This window comes from Pseudoduganella sp. GW821-FHT11H04, from assembly GCF_058807935.1.
The window spans coordinates 481,496-503,062 of the sequence record NZ_JBXARE010000001.1 but is presented as its reverse complement, the minus strand read 5'-3'; the positions used below and the strand labels follow the sequence as shown (position 1 = coordinate 503,062).

Genomic DNA, 21,567 nt, shown 5'->3' with positions numbered 1-21,567 from the left:
TCCTCCGTACGCTGATTAGGCGCCGTGTTTTGCCTTGTAGTCGTTCACAGCTGCTTTGATGGCGTCTTCCGCCAGGATGGAGCAGTGGATCTTCACTGGCGGCAGCGCCAGTTCTTCCGCGATCTGGGTGTTCTTGATGGCCAGCGCTTCGTCCAGCGACTTGCCCTTCACCCATTCGGTCACCAGCGAGCTGGAGGCGATTGCCGAACCGCAGCCGTAGGTCTTGAATTTCGCGTCTTCGATCTTGCCGTCCGCGCCGACCTTGATCTGCAGCTTCATCACGTCGCCGCAAGCAGGTGCGCCGACCATGCCGGTACCGACGGTCTCGTCGCCTTTTTCAAAGGAACCGACGTTGCGTGGGTTTTCGTAGTGGTCGAGGACTTTTTCCGAGTATGCCATTTTGATGCTCCTTAATTCTAAAAATTAGTGCGCTGCCCACTGGATGGTCGAGATGTCGATGCCATCCTTGTACATCTCCCACAGCGGGGACAGTTCGCGCAGCTTGCCCACTTTGCCTTTCAGCAGTTCGACGGCGAAGTCGACGTCTTTTTCAGTGGTGAAGCGGCCGATGGTGAAACGGATCGAGCTGTGCGCCAGTTCGTCGCTGCGGCCCAGGGCGCGCAGAACGTAGGATGGCTCCAGAGATGCCGAGGTGCAGGCGGAACCGGACGATACGGCCAGGTCTTTCACGGCCATGATCAGGGACTCGCCTTCCACGAAGTTGAAGCTCACGTTCAGGTTGTGCGGCACGCGGTGGTCCATGTCGCCGTTGACGTAGGTTTCTTCGATTTCTTGCAGGCCGTTCGCCAGGCGGTCGCGCAGTGCGCGGATGCGGGCGATTTCGGAATCCATTTCCACTTTCGCCAGGCGGAAGGCTTCGCCCATTGCCACGATCTGGTGGGTTGGCAGGGTGCCGGAGCGCAGGCCGCGCTCATGGCCGCCACCGTGCATCTGCGCTTCGATACGCACGCGCGGCTTGCGGCATACGTACAGGGCGCCAACGCCTTTTGGGCCGTAGGTCTTGTGGGCGGTGAAGGTCATCAGGTCAACCTTCAGGTCTTGCAGGTCAATCGCCACTTTGCCGGTCGCTTGCGCAGCGTCGCAGTGGAAAATGATGCCTTTTTTGCGGCAGAAGGCGGCGATTTCCTTGATCGGCTGGATCACGCCGATTTCGTTGTTGACCATCATGACCGAGATCAGGATGGTGTCCGGACGCACGGCGGCTTCCAGTTGTTCGATGGTGATCAGGCCGTTGTCCTGGGTGTCCAGGTAGGTGGCGTCGAAGCCCTGGCGCTCCAGTTCACGCACGGTGTCCAGCACGGATTTGTGCTCGGTTTTCACGGTGATGATGTGCTTGCCCTTGGACTTGTAGAAATTGGCCGCGCCTTTCAGGGCGAGGTTGTTCGACTCGGTGGCGCCGGAGGTCCAGATGATTTCGCGCGGGTCGGCGTTGACCAGGGCGGCCACGTGGCCGCGCGCTTCTTCCACCGCAGCTTCCGCGGTCCAGCCGTACATGTGGCTGCGGGATGCAGGGTTACCGAACTGTTCGCGCAGGTAAGGGATCATCTTGTCCGCAACGCGTGGATCGATCGGCGTGGTCGCCGAGTAGTCCATGTAAATCGGGAAATGCGGCGCGGTCTTGAATTCTACCGGGGCGATGTTCTTTTCAGGGGCGTTCATCTAAATAACTCCAATTCGGTTAACCGAGTGCTGCTTGGTTGCTGTTGCGGTGCACATGTACTGGCTGCTCTGCCGCGGCCTTGGCTTTTTGCTGGTCCACCAAGTCCTGCAGCGATACGGAATCCAGGTAGTCGACCATCTTTTCATTCAGGGTGGCCCACAGTTCGTGGGTCATGCAGCGGGCGCCATTCGCGTGGTCGGCGCCGTGGCAATTTTCCTTGCCGCCGCACTGGGTTGCATCGAGCGGTTCATCGACAGCGATAATGATGTCGGCGACGGTCACCTTGTCTGCCTTGCGGGCCAGGCTGTAGCCGCCGCCAGGGCCGCGGATCGATTCCACGATTTCGTGGCGACGCAGCTTACCGAACAATTGCTCCAGGTAAGACAGGGAGATAGCCTGACGCTGGCTGATTCCGGAAAGCGTCACTGGACCCTTGCCCTGGCGCATAGCCAGGTCAATCATCGCAGTCACTGCAAAACGGCCTTTGGTAGTCAGTCGCATCACAACCTCGGTTCAACTCAGTTAAAATATCGTTCTGTTCTCGCAAATCAAATCCTGATTACTTGAACGATTTAGTCAAGTATAACAGACTTGCGCAGACCTTGCCGGACGCGCCTCAAGCTGTCCGAGGGGCAACGCGCGCTAAACTTACGGCTTGAGCAATCCCATCGGGCCAAACAGCGCCTGCATTTCCTTATTGGCAATAAACGACAGGTTGTAGGGATGCTCCGCCACGATCTGCGGCAGCGCCTGAACACTTGGCAGCTTGTTGAGCTGCTCCGCGATCTTTCCCCAGAGAATCAATTTAGGCTGCTGTGTGGCCAGCGCCTCCATCACCGTCTCGAAGAATGGCAGCCAAGCCTTTGCGTCTTTCACCGGGGCAACGTGCGGCCGGAAGACAAGCGAAGCATTCAATAGCAGGAAGCCATGGCGATGCAGGCGCTCCTGCATTTCGGCCAGGGTGAGGATCGCGGCGCCGGCCTTGGCGCGGGTCGAGCAGGCTGCCAGCGCTTCGCCGGCGGTATTCGATTCATCTAACTGGCCATCGGCGACCAGCAGCATTTTCATGAAGTTGCGCAGCGAGGTGGCTTTGTTGACCGGCTTGGACAGGCCGCCGCCGTCCTCGTCCGACCACAGGCCTTTGACAGCACCGTCCATAAAACAGACGCCGGTGGCGCTCTCGGCACGCGGATATGGCCCTTCGCCCACCAGCACGTAGCGCACCTGGTCCAGCGGCTGCTGGAAGGCGGCGAACAAACGCAACTCGGTCGGCATGTAGTTGTCGACCGCGAGTTCCGCCAGGTAGGCAGGATTGGCGGCGACGATCGCCTCCAAGCCGCGCTCCAGCACCGGCTGCCACGAAGGGTGGGCGCGGTCGAGCGCTTGCAGGATGGGGTTGGGGATCGTCATGGCGGCTGTCGGCGATGGGCAAAGGCGAGATTGTATCGCCGCCGGCGGCCACGGTCTACGGTCTACGGCTTGGGTTTTTCCGCGCCGTAGACTTTGGTCAGGTAGTCCACCATCGCCGGGATGTCGTCGTCGGAGAACTGGGCGCCGAAGGGCTTCTTCATTTTCTTCACCGTGGCTTCCCAGTAGCCGCGCGGCGAGGACGTGGGCTGCATCTGGGCGTAATGCGCCGAGTGGCATAGCAGGCAGTTGTTCAGCACGAGCTGGTAGCCGGGCAGCGTGCTTTGCTTGTAGGCCGCGGTTTCATCGGGCAGCTTGATTTCGGCGGCGTGGGCTGCGCTGGCGCATAGCAGGAGCGCGATGGCGAAAGTCTTCATTTGCATCCCCTCAAGCCGCCGTCACGCGGGTGGTTTCCACGACATTGCGCATATAGCCAGCGGCGTTCCACAAAGCGGTTGAAGGCTGGCTTTGACCGATGCGGTTCACGGCGCGCACCATCAGCGCGTGCTCGCCCTTACCCGGCTTGAAGGATGCGCTCCACTCGCGGAAGGAGTACTTGCCCAGGTCCTTGCCCAGCGTAGCGGCCTGCCAGCTTTTGCCGCCATCGGAGGAGAACGCGACTTCGGTGATGCCGTAGCCGCCATCGAAGGCGATGCCTTTCACGACAACCGGCTTGCCGGCCTTGATCCGCGCGCCGTCCTGCAGGCTGGTGATAAAGGAGCGCACGTTGAAGCGGTTGATCGGCACCGTCCTGGCCGGCGCCGTGCCGGGCGCCACGCAGGCGCAGGCGTTGTCGGCGATGCGGTAGGCGGTGGCGACCCAGAAGCCGTCGAACGGTTTGTCGAGAACCGTGATGTCGGACAGGTGCTTCACCCAATAAGTACCGTAATAGCCCGGCACGACCAGGCGCAGCGGGTAGCCGTTCAGCATCGGCAGGTCTTCGCCGTTCATCTGCCAGGCCAGTATCACCTCACCGTCCAGCGCGTGGTCGATATTGAGCGATTTGACGAAGTCCGGACCGTCGCCGGCGGGCGGCGTATCGAGTCCGTTGAAGGAAACCTGCACCGCGCCCGCTTTGACTCCGGCGCGCTCGAGGACTTTTTTCAGCGGCACGCCGGTCCAGCGCGCATTGCCCATGGCGCCGTTGGACAGTTGGCCGCCATTAGCGCGCGGGGCAAAGTAGCCGCGGCTATTGCCCGAGCATTGGTTAACCGCGACGACTTCGATCGGCTCGGCGAGCTGTTTGAGTTCAGCCAGCGAGAGTTCCAGCGGCGTGTTCACGTGGCCGCCGATTTTCAGGCGGTAGCTTTGCGGATCGATCTCGGTTGGAATGGCGCTCCAGTGGTAGCGCACGAAGAAGGCGTCGTTCGGCGTCAGCACCCCTTCGCTGAAGACGCTGAAGGGGGTTTCCAGCTGCGGTGGGCGGCTGGTCAGCACGATCATCGGCCGTTTTTGCGGGAAGGCCACCAGTTCGCGCTCGCCGTTCTCGAAGGGCAGCGCCACCCTGCCCGGCCCTGCCAGCACCGTTAGCGCCGGGCCGCCGAGGGCGGTCGCCACGCCCGCCATGCCAGCCTGCTTCAGGAACTCACGTCTTGGAATGCTTTTCATGCTTGCCTCCCGGTGTGTGATGCGTGCCGAGATGCAAATTTAACATGCTATTCCGTCGCGGAATCGAATTTCTTCAGCTTGACGCGGGCGGCACGCAACTGGCGATACAAGAACGCCACCAGGAGCACGCCGAAGACGGCCAAGACAGCAGCGACCGTCCAGGCGCGCCGTAATTTCTGCTGGTTGCGCAGCTCCTTGGCTTCTTCATCCTTCTGGCGCAGGAGTTCTTCGTCTTCGCGGTTTTTCTTTTCGGCCTGGGTTTTGGCAGTGCCGGCGTCCAGCGACTTGCGGGTGGCGCTGGCGTAGACCTGCAAGGCCAGCTCTTTCAGTCCCACGTAATCAAGGGCGCGAGCGTATTCAGACAGCGCTTCCGCGTCGATCATTTCAATATTGACCGACTCGATGGTTTGGCGCCCGGCATCGGTCTGGCCCAGATAGATCAGGGCAATGCCTTCGTTGAATTGCGAGATGTCCGCGATCTCGGTATTGCCCGAGGCCAGCGCCGCTTTCTTCGACTCGCGGCTCAACTCCAGCGCTTGCTTGTAGTCCTGGCTTTTCAGGCTCATGTCCGCGAGGGTGGCCTGCAGCTCCGGCACATCCTCGCTCATACGATGCTTTTGCAGCCAGGCCACCACGTCGTTCAGCGCCTCGCGGGCGCGCGCGATCTGGCCCGCGCCTTCGGCAATCTCCCACTCCGCGTAGCGGGCACGAATGACCGGCCCATCGAGCGGGATAGTGGCGGCCTTGGCCTTCAGGACATCGATGGACTTCAGCGCTTCCTGGCTGCCGCCGGCCAGGCCGTTCAGGGCATATGCCTTGGCACGCAGGGCCATGAACTGGGTGATGGACTGGCCCGACTTGTCGGCCAAGGCTACGCCGCGCTCGATGTATTCAAGGCCCTTGCGGCCATTCCCCTGGCGGATTTCATTCTGGCCAGCAGCGAGGATCGCCTTGGCCTGCAGCGCCAGGTCGCTGGTCTGGTCGGCCAACTGGCGCGCCTGCTCCAGGTATCTGGTCGCGGTCTCCTTTTCGCCCTGCGTGGAATACACGAAAGAGCGGTCCAGCAGGCTGTTGGCGATGATGGCATCGTCGTCGAGCTGGTGGCCGATCATTTCTTCCGCCTCGGCCGCCTGTAGCGCCGTGGGACGGTCCGTCCTAAACACCACGTTGCTTAGTAAGGAGTAGTAAGCCGCCTGGTCGCGCTGCGACCATTGCGCCAGCTGGGGTTTGAGCTTACGCAATTCAGCAAGGGTGCTGTTGCTAGCCAAATAAGAAAACTCCCGCAACTGGGCAAGCCGGGCGCGCGGTGTCGGCGCTTCCTGTCCCTGGGCCGGCGACTGTGTCAGCCCGACGAGCAGGACAGACGCACCAAGCAAGCGCACAAGATTGCGGAACATTACGACTTTCGAATTGACAGGAAGTAAGCTATTTTACCTCTATGCAAACAAATCGTGGGCATTCAGGATGGCAAAAGCGATCTCGGGGTTGCGTTCCAGACACTTACGTATGGCTGCAGGTACCGACTGACGCGTCTTGCGGCACAGGCCCGGCCGCTCGCCCAGCACGATCTGGAAACCGCGCACCGTGCGGACTTCGTTCGGTCCCGGTGCAATGCTGACCGAAACACCCAGCTGTTCTTCCAGCCGCTGGCCTATGCGCATGAGCTCGGCATAGGTGGAGATTGCCTCGATGCGCTCGAGCAGGCGCTTTTCCTCTTCCTTGGTCAGGCGCAGGATGCGCAAGTCCGCTTGCGGGTCCTCCAGCAGCGACTCGCGCGCGCAATCGCAGGCGCCCGGCGGGCATTCCTTGCGTATGGGGAAAGGCGGCATTGTCATCGTCCCAGTATCCGTTGCTTGCATGCTGCTGTCAAACCGGGCGGCGGCTGGCACTTGTGTGCGCCGCGCAGTTTTCGTACAGTGCTAAATTGATAAAAATTTACAGATCGAGCTACGCGTGACTATCAAACAGGAAGGCTTGAATTTCCTTGCGTCCCCAGGCGCATTGGGACGGCAGATCGCCGAGTTCGATTGGTCCGCCACGCCGCTCGGACGCCTCGACGCGTGGCCGCAAAGCTTGCGCACCACGGTCAACCTGATGCTCAATTCCAGCCACCCGATCTGGATCGGCTGGGGCCCGCAGGCTACCTTCCTCTACAACGACGCCTATATCGACGTGCTGGGCGCGGCCAAGCACCCGTGGGCGCTGGGCCGCCCGGCGCAGGAAGTGTGGGCAGAGATCTGGCATTTCTGCGGTCCGCTGGCCGACAAGGTGTTCCAGCGCGCCGAACCTTCTTATGTCGATGCGGTACAGCTGTTCATGAATCGAGGCGACTGGGTGGAAGAAGTCTGGTACTCGTTCTCATACAGCCCGATCTTCAATGAAGCGGGCGCAGTGGGCGGCCTGTTCTGCCCTTCCACCGACACCACGGCCACGCGCCTGAACGCGCGCCGCTTGGCCGCACTGTCGGCGCTGTCGGCCAGCGCGCTGCGTGAGCAAGACGTGGCCAGTGCCTGCGCCACCGCCATGCACACCATCGGCGAGAACCCGGCCGACATTCCCTTCGCCCTGCTGTTCAAACGCGTGGGCGACAGCGTGCGACTGCAGCAGACGGCGCATGTGGAGGATGCCGCTTGCGACCTGGCGCACTGGCCGGTGGGCCAGGTGCTGACCAGCGGCCAGCCTGTGGCGATTGCCACCGCCGGCTTGCCTGGCTTGCCGCTTGGCCTGGCAGGACAACCGGTGCGGGTGGCGATGGCGCTGCCCGTGACGGACGGCGTGCTGGTACTGGGCATTAGCCCGGCGCGTCCGCTCGATGCCGAATACCGCACCTTCTGCGAGCTGGTGGCGGGTCAGGTATCGGCGGCGGTGCAGAACGCCAGCGCGGCAGCCGAGCAGCGGCAGCGCGCCGAGGCCCTGGCAGAACTGGACCGCGCGAAGACCGCCTTCTTCAGCAATGTGAGCCACGAATTCCGCACGCCGCTGACGCTGATGCTGGGTCCCATAGAGGAGGCGCTGGGCGACAGCGCCAACCGCCTGCCGGCGATTCACCACGAGCGCCTGCGGTTGGCCCAGCGTAACGCATTGCGCCTGCAAAAACTGGTCAATACCCTGCTCGATTTTTCGCGCGTACAGGCGGGGCGCATGCATGCCAGCTATTCCCGCGTTGACCTGGCCGCCCTCACTCGCGACCTGGCCAGCGGCTTCCGCTCGGTAGTGGAAAGCGCGGGGCTGCGGCTGACGGTCGATTGCAGCGAACTGAGTGCCTGCGCCTGGGTCGATATCGGCCTGTTCGAAAAGATCGTGCTGAACCTGCTGTCCAACGCCTTCAAGTTCACTTTCGACGGCGGCATCACAGTCAAGCTGCGCCAGCAAGGGCATATGGCGGTGCTATCGGTCAGCGATACAGGCGTCGGTATTTCGGAAGACCAGCAGCAGCGAATATTCGAGCGTTTCCGCCGCGTGGAAGGCACGCGCTCGCGCACCCACGAAGGCTCGGGCATCGGCCTGGCGCTGGTGCGCGACCTGGTGGAGCTGCTGCATGGGCATATTGAGTTGGACAGCACGCTGGGCGCGGGCAGTACCTTCATCATCACGCTGCCGCTTGGCCACGCGCACCTGCGCGATGAGCAGCTGGGCGTCGGGCACGGCGTTGGCAACGCCGGCGTACGTGAAGCCTTCCTGCTGGAGGCGCAGCGCTGGCTGCCTGAAGAAGACAACGAAGAGCCCTTCCTCGACCTGGCCGATGACGACAGCGTGCTGACATTGGGCGCGCAAGTGCTGGTGGTGGACGACAACGCCGACATGCGCGATTACCTGGCGCGCTTGCTGCGCCAGCGCTGGCACGTCAGCACGGCGGCCAACGGACGCGAGGCGATGCGGGCAATGGCGCATGCGGTGCCGGACCTGGTGGTGTCCGACGTGATGATGCCGGAGCTGGACGGCTTCGGCCTGATTGCGGCCATGCGCGCCGACCAGCACTTGCATGACCTGCCTGTGCTGCTGTTGTCGGCACGCGCAGGCGAAGAGGCACGCATTGAAGGCGTGAACGCGGGCGCCGACGATTACCTGGTCAAGCCTTTCTCCGCCCGGGAACTGGTGACACGCGTCGATTCGCAGCTGATGCGCTCACGTATCCGCCAGGCTGAACGCGCCCATATGGCGCGCATGGCGAACACTTTCCAGCAGGCGCCGGCCGCCATTGCTATCGTGCGCGGGACGGACCTGGACTTTGAACTGGCCAACGACCGTTTCGTGGAATTGAGCTGGCAGCGCCAGCTCATCGGCCTGCCGATGCGGCGCGCCTTCCCTGAGCTGGAGGGCCAGGGCATGGTGGAAGAACTGGAACAGGCGCTCGCCACCGGCCAGCCCGTCATCGGCAAAGCGCGCCGCGTGATGCTGAAGCGCGACGGCGGGCTGCAGGAGTGCTATTTCGATTACGTGCACCAGCCGGTGCGCAATGCGCGCGGCGAGGTGGACCGCGTGGCTATTGTGGCTTTCGAGGTGACGGAGCTGGTGCGCGCGCGGCGCGACGCGGAGCTGGCAAATCGCACCAAGGACGATTTCCTGGCGATGGTGGGGCATGAGCTGCGCAATCCGCTCTCCCCTATCCTGATTGCGCTGGAGCTGATGCGCCTAAAGGGACTGGGCGGGCTGGCGCGCGAGCACTCGGCCATCGAGCGCCAGGCGCATCACCTGGTGCGGCTGGTGGATGATTTGCTGGATGTGGCGCGCATCGCCCAAGGCAAGATAGCACTGCGGCTGGAGCGGATTGAGCTTTCCAAGCTGTTGGCACAGGCGCTGGAAACTGTCAGCGGCTTGCTGGAGGAACGCCAGCAGCGGCTGGAAGTGGATGTGCCGGTCGAGGGTCTGGCGATCAATGCCGATCCGATGCGCTTTGCGCAGGTGCTGGTCAACTTGCTGACCAATGCGGCCAAGTATTCCAACCTGGGCGGGCATATCCTGGTGCGGGCGTCTGCTGCCAAGGGACGCTTGGTGCTGAAAGTACGCGATACGGGGATTGGCATTGGCGCGGAGATGCTGCCGCAGTTGTTTGACAAGTTCGTGCAGGCGCCGCAGTCGCTGGATCGTTCGCGCGGCGGGTTGGGATTGGGCTTGTCGATTGCGCGCAGCCTGGTGCAGCTGCATGGTGGGGAGATTGAGGCGCATAGTGCGGGGCCTGGTGCGGGCAGTGAATTTACTATTCGTTTGCCGCTGGCGGGTGAGGCGGATATGGCTCCGGTGGCTGGTGCTGCGCCGGGGCAGTTGGCGGCTGTGTCGCCGCGGCGGGTGCTGCTGGTGGATGACAACCAGGACGTGCTGCAGGGCTTGCGCGCGCTGCTGGAGGTGGGCGGGCATGAGGTGCAGGCGGTGGCGGATCCAGCGAGTGCCTTGCGGGCGAGTGCGAGCTTTGTGCCGGACCTGGCGATTCTCGATATCGGGCTGCCGGGGATGGATGGGTATGAGCTGGCGATTGAGCTGAGGCGCAAGCCTGGGTTTGGGAATACGCGGCTGGTGGCGTTGTCGGGGTATGGGCAGCCGGCGGATCAGGCGAGGTCGCGGGCGGCGGGGTTTGCGGCGCATTTGGTGAAGCCGATTACGCCGGCGCAGCTTTATTCGTTGCTGGTGGATTAATCCTGGTGAACCGGTAAACCGGTGTCAGACCCATAGGGTCAGACACCGACATGCGGCGGCCGCTGGCCGAGGTGTCTGACCCTGCGGGTCAGACACCGGTTTGCCGGTTTTACTCGGTATCCGGCTGCGCGGAAGGATGCGCCGCCTTGAACGCCGGCAGGTCCGCGCAATTGGCGGCAATGCGGGCGATGTTCGGGTATGGCGTCAAATCAATTTCGAAACGCTGCGCGTTATACACCTGCGGCACCAGGCAGCAATCCGCAATGGTCGGCGTATCGCCGTAGCAGAAGCGCCCGGCGTCGCCGTCGCGCTCCAGGTGCGCCTCCAGCGCCTTCATGCCCTCGCCCATCCAATGGAAGTACCAATCCATTTTCTGCTCTTCGCTCAGCCCCATCGGGCCTTTGATGTGCTTGAGCACGCGAAGATTCATCAGCGGATGGGTATCGCAAGCAATGGTCTGCGCCAGCGCACGCACGCGCGCACGGCCCACCGCATCTTGCGGCAGCAGCGGCACCATCGGATGCACCTCTTCCAGGTACTCGATGATCGCCAGCGACTGCGTCAGCACAATGCCGTTATCCACCAGCGCAGGCACCAGCCCGGCCGGATTGACTTCGCGATACGCCGGCGCCAGCTGCTCGCCGCCGTCGCGCAGCAAGTGCACCGGCACGGCATCATAAGCCAGGCCTTTCAGGTTCAGCGCAATGCGGACGCGGTAGGCGGCCGAACTGCGAAAGTAGGTGTAGAGCTTCATGCACGTTCCCCGTAGTTGCGCACGGTCTGGTCGATGGCGCCGAAGATGGACTTGCCGGCGGCGTCGTGCATCTCAATGCGCACGGTGTCGCCAAATTGCAGGAAGCCGGTCTGCGGCTTGCCGCTTTCGATGGTCTCGTACATGCGCACTTCGGCCAGGCAGCAGTAGCCCACGCCGCCGTTGGCGATGCTGGAGCCGTGCAGGCTGCCTTGCTTATTCGAGACGGTACCGGAGCCGATAATGGTGCCGGCGCACAGTTCGCGCGTCTTGGCGGCGTGGGCCACCAGTTGGGCGAAGTTGAAGGTCATGTCCTCGCCGGCGTTCGGCTTGCCGAAAGGCTGGCGGTTGATCTGCACCAGCAATGGCAGGCGCAGCTTGCTGTCGTTCCAGGACTTGCCCAGTTCTTCCGGCGTAACGGCCACCGGCGAGAAGGCGCTGGCCGGCTTGGAGTTGAAGAAGCCGAAGCCCTTTGCCAGTTCGTTCGGGATCAGGTTGCGCAGGGAGACGTCGTTGACCAGCATGACCAAGCGGATCGCCTTGGCCGCCTCTTCGTCGCTGGCGCCCATTTTCACATCGCCGGTGATGACGGCAACTTCCGCTTCCAGGTCGATACCCCAGGCTTCGTCCAGCGCGAAGATGGCGTCGCGCGGGCCGACGAAGCTGTCGGAGCCGCCCTGGTACATCAGCGGGTCGGTATAGAACGATGCCGGCACTTCGGCATTGCGGGCCTTGCGCACCAGCTCCACGTGGTTGATATAGGCGGAACCGTCGGCCCACTGGAAGGCGCGCGGCAGCGGCGAGTGGCACATGCTTTCGTCGAAAGGCTTGGCGCCCGATGCGCTGCCCTGGTTCAGCAGGGCGTAGATCTGCTTCAGCTGCGGGGCGGCGTTGTCCCAGTTATCCAGTGCATCCTGCATGGTGGCGGCGATGGTCGGTACCGGCTGGCAGGATTTCAGGTCGCGGCTAACGACGACCAGGCGGCCGTCACGGCTGCCGTCTTTCAGGGAGGCGAGTTTCATGTAATTCCTTCGCTTTTAATCTTTATGCTTGTGGTGCGTGCATCCAGGCTGCGTGCTTGGGGGCTTTTTTCGTTTTAGACCATTCTTCCAGCATTTCCCACTTCACGTCGTCCAGCTTTTTCATCATTTCCGGGGTGCCGATGTTGGCTGCCAGTTCCAGGCGGTGGCCGTTCGGGTCGAAGAAGTAGATCGACTTGAAGATGGTGTGGTTGACGGGGCCCAGTACCTCGATGCCGGCGGCGACCAGGCGCTCTTTGGCGGCCAGAAGTTCGTCCATCGACGCCACTTCCAGCGCCAGGTGCTGTACCCAGGCAGGGGTGTTTTCGTCGCGGCCCATGTCTTTCTGGGTTGGCAGCTCGAAGAAAGCAAGGATGTTGCCCTGGCCGGCGTCCAGGAAGACGTGCATGTATGGATCGGGGGCCTTGGTCGAAGGCACTTCATCCTCCGCGATGGCCAGCACGAAGTTCATGTTCAGGTGCTTGACGTACCACTCAACGGTTTCCTTGGCGTCTTTGCAGCGGTAGGCAACGTGGTGGATTTGCTTGATTTTCATGACGGGCTCCTTTGTATCCCGCCATTAAACTCTTGTTTCAGCTATCATACAAACGATATTTTCACGTCCATTTATTAGTTTTTCTGATGAGTCCAACCGTCCGCCAAATGCGCGCCCTGGTCGCTGTTGCCCGCACCGGCAGCTTCACTTCCGCCGCCGACCTGCTCCATGTGACCCAGTCCGCCCTGTCGGGGCAGATCAAGGAGCTGGAGCAGCTGCTGGGGGTGAAGGTGGTCGAGCGCAATACGCGGCGCGTGCAGCTATCGGAGGTGGGGCGCGAGCTTTATCCGCTGTTCGACAAGATGCTGCAGGACCTGGATGGGGCGATGGTGGATATTGCCAATCGCAAGGCCCTGAAAAAAGGCATCGTGCGGGTGGCGGCGCCGCAGATGATGGCCTGCACCCTGCTGCCGCAGGTGATCGGGGCTTTCCGAGCTTCCTATCCGGACGTGCAGGTGCAACTGGTGGACTGCCCGGTCGATAACGTGGCGGCGCGCGTAGTGAGCGGCGAGGTTGATGTGGGCATTGGGCCGGAGCGCGATGTGACGGCGGAGGTGGATGCGCAGCTGCTGTTCGAAATGCCGTTCGTCGTGGTATTCCCCGCCGGGCATGCGCTGGCTGCGCGCCGCACGGTAGCCTGGTCGGAGGTCAACCAGCATCCCTTCATTGCGCTGCAGGGCCAGTTCACCGAACGCCTGCTGCGCGATATGACGACGCTGGCGCCGTATAACGAGGTGACCTTCATGACGACAGCGCTGGCGATGGTGGCGGCGGGGCTGGGCATCACCGCCTGCCTGCCCTATGCGGAGCCGATGGTGCGCCTGTATGGGCTGGAAATGCGGCCGCTGGTCGAGCCGGAGCTAAAGCGCAAATTCTTCATCTACACCAAGACCTCGCGCACACCTTCGCCCGCTGCGGAGCGCTTCATCAGCGTGCTTGGCGAGCATTCCCTATAATTGGCGCATGTCGCACAATACGATTGAAGCCAATAAGGCAATGGACAAATTCGACGGCCACCACCAGGTTTGGCTGTTCGGTTATGGCTCTCTGATTTACAAAGCGGACTTCCCCTTCATCGAGCGCCGGCCGGCGCACATTTTCGGCTGGTCGCGCCGCTTCTGGCAAGGTTCGCACGACCATCGCGGCACGCCTGATGCGCCGGGCCGCGTGGCTACCCTGATTCCGTTGGAAGGCGCCGTTTGCCACGGCATGGCCTACCTTGTTACGCCGGAAGAATTTGCCCATCTCGACCATCGCGAGAAAAATGGCTACCTGCGCGTTGCGATTCACATTCATTTCGAAGCGGGCGGCGTGGAGGAAGGCCTCATCTACATCGCCGCCGCCGACAACGCCGCCTGGCTGGGCGATGCGCCGGTGGAAGAAATCGCCCGCCACATCGCCGCTGCTTCCGGCCCAAGCGGCCCGAACATCGAATACTTGCTGCGCCTGGCGAGCGAGCTTCGCGCAATGGGACATCACGACGAGCATGTTCACGCAATCGAAGCCCAACTTGCTCGACTGCAGCACGATGGAAAGTGAGAGACGGCGTACCTGCATGATAACTCGGTCGCTGCTACTGAAAACTACTGAAATATTTGCGATTAGAGCGCTATCAGGGCCCCAAAAGCACAATTTCAGTAGTTTTCAGTAGTATTTTCAGTAGTTTTCAGTAGTAGGTCCCGACAAGTGTGCACAGAGCTCCCAAACCGAGAACTGGCGGCGGACTAATGCTTTTTTAAAACAGATCCATCTGACCGGCTTTCGCGGCGGCACGGGCGCGGGCGCCGGATGGGGGGATGTAGTCGGGGCGTTTGAATTGGGTGCAGTCAAGGGAGCGGAATTTGCTGTGGCGGCCGTGGAAGCCGAAGCGGGTGATGCCTTTTTCGATGCGCTGCTGGATCAGGTCTGCCCATACGCCTTCACCGCGCATGCGAGAGCCGAACTCTGCTTCATATTCTTTGCCGCCGCGCATATCGCGGACGCGGTTCATCACGCGTGCTGCGCGGTCGGGGAAATGGGCTTCCAGCCATTCCTTGAAAAGCGGGCTCACTTCCCATGGCAGGCGCAACACGACGTAAGTTGCCATCACCGCGCCGGCATCGCGCGCTGCGGCCATGATTTTTTCAATATCAGGCTCGGTGACGAAGGGGATGATCGGTGCGATGCTGACGCCGACCGGAATGCCGGCCTTGGCCAACGTTTCAATCGTACGCAGGCGGCGTGCCGGCGCGGCGGCGCGCGGCTCGAGCGTGCGGGAAATCTTGCTATCCAGGGTAGTCAGGGTGATCGAGGCGGCGGCAAGGTTGCGCGCAGCCATCGGCGCGAGGATGTCGATATCGCGCTCGATCAGTGAGGATTTGGTAATCAGCCCCACCGGGTGGTTGCACTCGGCCAGCACTTCCAGCACGCGCCGCGTAAGCTGGTATTCGCGCTCGCACGGCTGGTAGGCGTCGGTATTCACGCCCAACGCCAGCGATTCAACCAGGTAGCCGGGCTTGGACAATTCGGCGCGCAGCAGCTCCGCCGCGTTCACTTTGGCAAATAGCTTGGTCTCGAAATCGAGCCCCGGCGACAGGCCGAGATAACTATGCGATGGGCGCGCGAAGCAGTAAATGCAACCGTGCTCGCAGCCGCGATAGGGATTCAGCGAAACATTGAAGGGAATATCCGGCGACTGGTTATGCGTCAGGATCGTCTTGGCCATTTCTTCGGTGACGATGGTGCACGGCGGACGCATTTCAGCATCGGCATCGTCCGGATCGGGCGCCCAGCCGTCATCAAACGCCTCGCGCGCCTGCAATTCATACCTGCCTTGCATATTTGATACCGCTCCGCGCCCTTTTTGAGCCTTGCGCGATTGCGGCGGCAGCATCACCTGCCCCTCTAGTTCATCGTCCTGCATGCGTGCCTCGACGGCTAAATACTGGATATATATACAGTATTCTAAACCGCCCTGGCCGCGCCTGCAAGCCAAGCTGGTATCATGCGCACTTCTCCGGGATTTCCCCCGACATTCAAAGAGCAATAACATGAGCAAAACTTCCAATCTGCCCTCCTTTGGGAGCAGGATTTCCCTCGCCATTGGCGCCTTTTTCAAAACCCTGGGCGATGCCGAATTCGCTGCGCGCGTGCGCGACGATCAAGTCGGCCCGGTAGCCGCACCTGCCCCAACTCCAACGCCTGCCCCGGCTCCAGCCGCCGCGCCTTTGCGCGAAGCTACGCCTGACGCAGCCCTGCAACTGCTGTCGCTGTTCCAGCGCGAAGCACGCCTGATCGACTTCACCCAGGAAAACTTGTCCGCCTATTCCGACGCCGACATCGGCGCCGCAGCGCGCGTGGTGCATGAAGGCTGCGCCAAGGTGCTGCGCGAGCACTTCACCATTGAAGGCATCCGCAGCGAAGCGGAAGGCAGCCGCGTGACGCTGCCGGAAGGCTTCGACGCCGCTGCCGTGCGCCTGACCGGCAACGTGGTCGGCAAGGCGCCGTTCACCGGCACCCTGAGCCACCGCGGCTGGCGCGCCTCCAGCGTTCGCCTGCCCAAACTGGCGGAAGCGCATGACGCCAAAGTCCTGGCGCCGGCCGAGGTGGAGCTGTGAGCGATCCACGTTACGCCATCGGCATCGACCTTGGCACCACGCATAGCGCGCTGTCCTATGTGGAACTGGCCGGCAGCGACGGCGAGAAAACCGCGCACGGCGTACTGCGCGTGCCCCAGCTGACCGCACCGGGCACGGTGGAAGAACTGCCGCTGCTGCCAAGCTTCCTCTACCTGCCGCACCCGGACGAACTGGCCGCCGGCGAACTGGCCCTGCCCTGGGCCGCCGCCGACGCACAGCCCGCGGTGACGGGCGAAATGGCCCGCAGCCGCGGCGCCACCACGCCGATCCGCCTGGTCTCGAGCGCCAAGAGCTGGCTGTGCCACCCGGGCGTGGACCGCCGCGCCGCCATCCTGCCGCATGACGCGCCGGAAGAAGTTTCGCGCGTCTCGCCGCTGGAAGCTTCCACCCGCTACCTGAAACACTTGTGCGCCGCATGGGATAACGCCCATCCGGAAGCGCCGTTTGCGCAGCAGGCGGTAACCGTCACGATTCCTGCCTCCTTCGACCCGGCAGCGCGTGAACTGACCGCCGAAGCCGCGCGCGCAGCCGGCTACGACGCCATGACCCTGCTGGAAGAACCGCAGGCCGCGCTGTATAGCTGGATCCAGAACAGCGATGGCCGCTGGCGCAAGGAAGTCAAGCCGGGCGACATCATCCTGGTAATGGACGTGGGCGGCGGCACCAGCGACTTTTCGCTGATCGCCATCCTCGAACGCGACGGCAAGCTGGAACCGCATCGTGTGGCCGTAGGCGACCATATCCTGCTGGGCGGCGACAATATGGACCTCGCCCTGGCCCATCTGGTGGCGCGCAAGCTGGCCGCCAGCGGCACCCAGCTCGACGCGTGGCAAATGCGCGCACTGACCTACGGCTGCCGCAGCGCCAAGGAAAACCTGCTGGCCAACGCGCAGGCAGAAACCTGGCCGATCGTGGTGCCAAGCCGCGGCTCGAAGCTGATCGGCGGCTCGATCCGCACCGAGCTGACGCGCGCCGAAGTGACGACCTTCATCACCGACGGCTTCTTCCCGAAAGTGGAAGCGTCGGCACGCCCTGCCGTGCGCGCCCGCGCAGGCCTGACCCAGCTTGGCCTGCCTTACGCGCAGGACGCGGCGATCACCAAGCATCTGGCAGCTTTCCTGGCGCGCCAGGTGGGCGCTACCGGCGAACTGGAAGGCTTTACTGCCAACCCGGCCCACACCTTCCTGCATCCAAGCGCAGTGCTATTCAATGGCGGCGTATTCAAGTCCGAACTGCTGGCTGGCCGCGTGATGGAAACCATCAACGATTGGCTCTATATGGAAGGCGCCGAGCCGGCACGCATGCTGGGCGGCGCGGACCTGGACCTGGCGGTCGCACGCGGCGCCGCCTATTACAGCTATGTGCGTCGCGGCGCCGGTGTGCGCATTCGCGGCGGCACGGCGCGCTCTTACTACGTGGCCGTGGAGTCCTCGATGCCTGCCATCCCGGGCATGGAGCCGCCGATCCAGGCGCTGTGCGTGGCGCCGTTCGGCATGGAAGAAGGCAGCGAGCTGGAATTGCCAGGCCAGGAATTCGGCCTGGTGGTCGGCGAGCCGGTGCACTTCCGCTTCTTCGGTTCCTCAGTGCGGCGCCAGGACCAGATCGGCTCGGTGCTCGATTTCTGGGGTCCGGATGAACTGATTGAGCTGAATGAAATTCAGGCTACGCTGTCGCCCGAAGGCCGTTCCGCCGGCGAAGTTGTGCAGGTGCGCCTGCATGCATACGCCAGCGAAGCGGGCACGCTGGAGCTGCTGGCCGTGGCGCAGGATGGCCAACGCTGGAAGGTCGAATTCGACGTACGCGGCGCCGGCGAAGGCCAATGACGCAGTACCTGGTCAGCATCGACCTGGGCACCACCAATTCGGTGCTCGCTTATGCCGCTCCGGGCGGCGATGTCCAACTGCTCGAAGTCGAGCAGCTCACCGCTCCCGGCGAGGTTGGCAGCGCTGCCTTGCTGCCCTCCTCGCGCTACCACCCAGCTGCCGGCGAATTTGCGGTGGGCGAATTGCAGCTGCCCTGGCCTGAGCCGACGGTGGCGGACGCGCCTTCCGGCGCCGTCGTCGGCCGCCTGGCGCGCAAGCTTGGCGGACAAGTGCCCGGGCGCTTGGTCGCCAGCGCCAAAAGCTGGCTATCCCATACCGGCGTTGACCGCATGGCGCCCATCCTGCCCTGGGGCGCCGCGGATGACGTGGCGCGCGTGTCGCCGGTTGCCGCCAGCGCGAGCTATCTCGCGCACTTACGGGCGGCATGGAATACACGCTTCCCTTCCGCGCCGCTTGAACAGCAGCAAATCGTACTGACCATACCCGCATCCTTCGACGAAGGCGCTCGAGCACTTACGCTGGAAGCGGCGCGCATGGCCGGCTTGCCTTCGTTGCGCCTTCTTGAAGAACCGCAGGCCGCGCTCTACGACTGGCTGTACCGCCACCGCACAACGCTGGCGCAGGAGCTGGCTTCCGCACGCCTGGTGCTAGTGGCCGACGTCGGCGGCGGAACTACCGACTTCACGCTCGTCAAGGTAGAAATGGTGGACGGCGCGCCGCAGCTGACGCGCATCGGCGTCGGCAATCACTTGATCCTCGGCGGCGACAATATGGACCTGGCGCTGGCACACCTCGCCGAACAGCGCCTGTCCGCCAGCGCTGACGGGACGCCGAGCGCACAGCCCCCGCAACGCTTGTCGGCGGCGCGCCTGGCCCAGCTCACTGAACGCTGCCGCGCGGCGAAGGAAGCCTTGCTGGCGGAGGACGCGCCGGAGCAAATCAGCGTCACGCTTCTCGGTTCTGGCTCCAAGCTGATTGGCGGCAGCCGCTCCGTTACGCTGCAGCGGCAAGACATTGAGCGCATCGTACTGGACGGCTTCTTCCCCCTCAACGAAGCGCAGCAGCCCGCGCAACTCAAACGCGGCGGCATCGTCGAATTCGGCCTGCCCTACGCGAGCGACCCGGCCATCACGCGCCACCTGGCCAGCTTCCTGCGCCAGCATGCCTCCGCCGCGCGCGATGCCCTGGGCCAGCCGGATGACGGCAAGCTCCCCATCCCCGACACCCTGCTGTTGAACGGCGGCGTATTCCGCGCCGCCAAATTGGCCGAGCGCCTGGCCGCAACGTTATCGGCCTGGCGCGGACAGCCGCTGCGCGTCCTCCACAACGACAACCCCGACGTGGCGGTCGCCCGCGGCGGGGTCGCGTACGCACTTGGCAAACAGGGCATGGCCCCCACCATCGCCGGCGGCTCGCCGCGCAGCTACTGGCTGCTACTGGATAACGCCCGCGCCCCCGGCGTGACGCGCCGCGCCGTCTGCCTGCTCCCGCGCGGCGCGGCCAGCGGCCACGAAGTGCGCCTCGACGAACGCAGCTTCGCCTTGCGCCTGGGCCGCCCCGTACGCTTCCACATCGCCACCACGCTGGCCGACGCCACGCCGCCGCAAGCCGGCGAAGTGGCCGACCTCGCACCAGACGATCTCACCGCGCTGCCTGCCATTGCCACCATACTTCGCGACAACAACGATGCCAACGCGCGCAAGGAAATCACCGTGCAACTGGCTGCCTCGCTGACTGAAGTCGGCACGCTGGAAGTGCACTGCGACGGCAACGGCCAACGCTGGCAACTGGAATTCCAGCTGCGCGAAGTCGGCGCCGATCACGCCGCTGACAGCTGCGCCGGCGAAGACGGTGCAGCCGATGCCAGCGCCGAAGCGTCCCTGCCAGCGCGCCTGCCCGACGCGCTGGAAAAGATCGACCGCATCTTCGGCAGCCGCGCGCAGCAAGTCGACGTCAAGGAAGTGCGCCAGCTGCGCAGCCAGCTCGAACACTCGTTAGGTAGCCGTGAACGCTGGGCCACGCCCCTGCTGCGCCGCCTGTTCGACGCCCTGATAGAGCGCGCCAAAGGCCGCCGCCGCTCGCCCGAGCACGAACGCACCTGGCTCAACCTGGCCGGCTACTGCCTGCGGCCCGGCTTTGGCCACACGCTCGACGAATGGCGCATCGAACAGCTATGGGCAATGTTCGAAACTGGCGTGCAGCACCACAAGGACAGCCAGGTCTGCGCCGAATGGTGGACGCTATGGCGCCGCGTTGCAGGCGGCCTGCCTCCCGCTGCGCAACTGCGCCTGCTGGACGATTTCGCCTTCAACCTGCAGGCCGATGCCCGCGAACGCGGACGCCGTCCCGTCACCCTGGTCAACGGCAGCGAGGATGACATGCTGCGCCTGGGCGCATCGCTCGAACGCATCCCTTCCGCCTACAAGGCCGAGATCGGCAACTGGATGGTGGGCGAGATGCCCAAGGCGAAGGACCTCGCCAAGCAAACCCGCTACCTGTGGGCGCTGGGCCGCGTTGGGGCACGGCGCCCCTTCCACGGCAGCGCCCACGACGTAGCGCCGAGTGAAACGGTGGAAGCATGGCTGCAGGCCGTCATGCTGCTGGATTGGCGCAAAGTGGAGCCGGCGGGTTTCGCCGCCGCCCACCTGGCGCGCATGACTGGTGACCGTTCGCGCGACATCCGCGAAACATTACGCGCGGAAGTGGTGCGCCGGCTTACAGCTGCGGGGGCGCCGCCAGGATGGCCGGCCATGGTGCGCGAAGTTGTGCAACTCGACCAGGCCAGCGAACAGCGCATGCTGGGCGAAGCGCTCCCGCCTGGCCTGAAGCTTCTCAGCTGACGATGCTGCCGCGCTCGGCCTGCGCCTGCTGCTGCGCGACGAAGCCGTCGAAAGCCGCGATCACACGGTCATAGCGATGTTCGTCCCCTTCCAACTGCGCCAGCGCATAGCAAGTCGCCTCCAGCGTTGAGAGCTGGTCGGGCGCGTGCGCTTTGCGTATCAGATAGTGCGATGGCGGTGTATCGCGTAAAGGCAGGCGCGGCAAAGCTTGCAGGGCCGGGTTCAGGTACAGCATCTTGCGGCTCTTGCGCCAGGTCGCGTCCAGCACCACCAATTGCACCTGCTCGGGCGCCAGCGTCGCGCTGTAGGGTGGTGGCGGGGCGATTCCCAGTGAACGGTCGCCTGGCGTGCCCGGATACAAAAGCACCGGCTGTCGGCCACCCGCGCCGAGCATGGCGCGCAGCGCCGCTTCATCGAACTGTTCGCCAATTTCGATTCGGCTGCCTGGCAGGCAAAGATGCAGCAAGCGCGCGCTACCCTTGGCATTCGGCACTTCCATTGGATGCTGCAGGATCAGGACTTCGACCGCGCCCGCAAGCGGCGCCGCCAACTGGCAAATGCAGGTGGCGACGGGGCGCAGGCAGTTGGCGCACATCGGTCGCCGCGGCATGGTGTTCATGGCGCGGATCATACA

Annotated in this window: 19 protein-coding genes; 6 read left to right on the top strand and 13 right to left on the bottom strand. The window is 63.5% G+C overall.

What is annotated here, in order from left to right; translation table 11 throughout:
* Positions 1-15 precede the first annotated feature (15 nt).
* The 8 genes from iscU to AC1RTP_RS02415 all read right to left on the bottom strand — a co-directional run bounded on the left by iscU (position 16) and on the right by AC1RTP_RS02415 (position 6,531).
* Complete coding sequence (iscU, locus tag AC1RTP_RS02450; protein ID WP_028104361.1) at positions 16-399, bottom strand: Fe-S cluster assembly scaffold IscU; 384 nt, start codon at positions 397-399, stop codon at positions 16-18.
* Between the two features lie 24 nt (positions 400-423).
* Positions 424-1,680 carry an IscS subfamily cysteine desulfurase gene (locus AC1RTP_RS02445; protein ID WP_498604445.1) on the bottom strand — a complete coding sequence of 419 codons (1,257 nt, stop codon included), beginning with the start codon at positions 1,678-1,680 and terminating at the stop codon, positions 424-426.
* A gap of 19 nt (positions 1,681-1,699) precedes the next feature.
* Positions 1,700-2,182 carry a Fe-S cluster assembly transcriptional regulator IscR gene (gene iscR / locus AC1RTP_RS02440; protein ID WP_498604444.1) on the bottom strand — a complete coding sequence of 161 codons (483 nt, stop codon included), beginning with the start codon at positions 2,180-2,182 and terminating at the stop codon, positions 1,700-1,702.
* 147 nt (positions 2,183-2,329) lie between these two features.
* Entirely contained in the window at positions 2,330-3,091 is a 762-nt protein-coding gene (locus AC1RTP_RS02435; protein ID WP_498604443.1) for a uracil-DNA glycosylase family protein, read from the bottom strand.
* Between the two features lie 62 nt (positions 3,092-3,153).
* Positions 3,154-3,465 (bottom strand): SorB family sulfite dehydrogenase c-type cytochrome subunit, encoded by a 312-nt coding sequence (sorB, locus tag AC1RTP_RS02430; protein ID WP_498604441.1) that lies wholly within the window; start codon positions 3,463-3,465, stop codon positions 3,154-3,156.
* 10 nt (positions 3,466-3,475) lie between these two features.
* A complete protein-coding gene (sorA, locus tag AC1RTP_RS02425; RefSeq protein WP_498604439.1) occupies positions 3,476-4,696 on the bottom strand; it encodes a SorA family sulfite dehydrogenase catalytic subunit in 1,221 nt (406 codons plus the stop codon).
* A 47-nt stretch (positions 4,697-4,743) separates the two neighbouring features.
* Positions 4,744-6,093, bottom strand: coding sequence for a hypothetical protein (locus tag AC1RTP_RS02420; protein WP_498604437.1), 1,350 nt, complete (start codon positions 6,091-6,093; stop codon positions 4,744-4,746).
* Positions 6,094-6,132: 39 nt separating this feature from the next.
* Positions 6,133-6,531: a hypothetical protein gene (locus AC1RTP_RS02415; RefSeq protein WP_498604435.1), complete on the bottom strand. Its 399-nt coding sequence runs from the start codon at positions 6,529-6,531 to the stop codon at positions 6,133-6,135.
* Positions 6,532-6,649: 118 nt separating this feature from the next.
* Between AC1RTP_RS02415 and AC1RTP_RS02410 the strand changes: the two genes are divergently transcribed.
* Complete coding sequence (locus AC1RTP_RS02410; RefSeq protein ID WP_498604433.1) at positions 6,650-10,327, top strand: ATP-binding protein; 3,678 nt, start codon at positions 6,650-6,652, stop codon at positions 10,325-10,327.
* Positions 10,328-10,436: 109 nt separating this feature from the next.
* Here AC1RTP_RS02410 and maiA read toward each other — a convergent pair whose 3' ends face one another.
* Genes maiA through AC1RTP_RS02395 form a run of 3 tightly spaced genes read right to left on the bottom strand, consistent with a single transcriptional unit; the run spans position 10,437 to position 12,653 of the window.
* Complete coding sequence (gene maiA / locus AC1RTP_RS02405; RefSeq protein WP_498604432.1) at positions 10,437-11,081, bottom strand: maleylacetoacetate isomerase; 645 nt, start codon at positions 11,079-11,081, stop codon at positions 10,437-10,439.
* The gene (locus tag AC1RTP_RS02400) at positions 11,078-12,100 is read right to left on the bottom strand and encodes a fumarylacetoacetate hydrolase family protein (protein ID WP_498604431.1); all 1,023 of its coding nucleotides are present in this window, start codon (positions 12,098-12,100) and stop codon (positions 11,078-11,080) included. The genes maiA and AC1RTP_RS02400 overlap by 4 nt, the downstream gene beginning before the upstream one ends.
* A gap of 22 nt (positions 12,101-12,122) precedes the next feature.
* Positions 12,123-12,653 (bottom strand): VOC family protein, encoded by a 531-nt coding sequence (locus AC1RTP_RS02395; RefSeq protein ID WP_498604429.1) that lies wholly within the window; start codon positions 12,651-12,653, stop codon positions 12,123-12,125.
* A gap of 86 nt (positions 12,654-12,739) precedes the next feature.
* On the opposite strand from AC1RTP_RS02395, the gene AC1RTP_RS02390 reads away from it, so the two are divergent.
* Both AC1RTP_RS02390 and AC1RTP_RS02385 read left to right on the top strand, forming a co-directional pair.
* Entirely contained in the window at positions 12,740-13,609 is an 870-nt protein-coding gene (locus tag AC1RTP_RS02390; protein ID WP_498604427.1) for a LysR family transcriptional regulator, read from the top strand.
* A 7-nt stretch (positions 13,610-13,616) separates the two neighbouring features.
* Positions 13,617-14,192: a gamma-glutamylcyclotransferase gene (locus AC1RTP_RS02385; protein WP_498604426.1), complete on the top strand. Its 576-nt coding sequence runs from the start codon at positions 13,617-13,619 to the stop codon at positions 14,190-14,192.
* 196 nt (positions 14,193-14,388) lie between these two features.
* On the opposite strand, the gene AC1RTP_RS02380 is transcribed toward AC1RTP_RS02385, so the two are convergent.
* A complete protein-coding gene (locus AC1RTP_RS02380) occupies positions 14,389-15,555 on the bottom strand; it encodes a PA0069 family radical SAM protein (protein WP_498604425.1) in 1,167 nt (388 codons plus the stop codon).
* 127 nt (positions 15,556-15,682) lie between these two features.
* On the opposite strand from AC1RTP_RS02380, the gene AC1RTP_RS02375 reads away from it, so the two are divergent.
* Genes AC1RTP_RS02375 through AC1RTP_RS02365 form a run of 3 tightly spaced genes read left to right on the top strand, consistent with a single transcriptional unit; the run spans position 15,683 to position 20,933 of the window.
* Positions 15,683-16,249, top strand: coding sequence for a DUF2760 domain-containing protein (locus AC1RTP_RS02375; RefSeq protein ID WP_498604424.1), 567 nt, complete (start codon positions 15,683-15,685; stop codon positions 16,247-16,249).
* A complete protein-coding gene (locus AC1RTP_RS02370) occupies positions 16,246-18,093 on the top strand; it encodes an Hsp70 family protein (protein ID WP_498604422.1) in 1,848 nt (615 codons plus the stop codon). Before AC1RTP_RS02375 ends, AC1RTP_RS02370 begins: the two co-directional genes overlap by 4 nt.
* Positions 18,090-20,933 carry an Hsp70 family protein gene (locus tag AC1RTP_RS02365; protein WP_498604421.1) on the top strand — a complete coding sequence of 948 codons (2,844 nt, stop codon included), beginning with the start codon at positions 18,090-18,092 and terminating at the stop codon, positions 20,931-20,933. The genes AC1RTP_RS02370 and AC1RTP_RS02365 overlap by 4 nt, the downstream gene beginning before the upstream one ends.
* On the opposite strand, the gene AC1RTP_RS02360 is transcribed toward AC1RTP_RS02365, so the two are convergent.
* Positions 20,926-21,552 carry a tRNA-uridine aminocarboxypropyltransferase gene (locus AC1RTP_RS02360; RefSeq protein WP_498604420.1) on the bottom strand — a complete coding sequence of 209 codons (627 nt, stop codon included), beginning with the start codon at positions 21,550-21,552 and terminating at the stop codon, positions 20,926-20,928. The genes AC1RTP_RS02365 and AC1RTP_RS02360 overlap by 8 nt on opposite strands.
* Positions 21,553-21,567 lie beyond the last annotated feature (15 nt).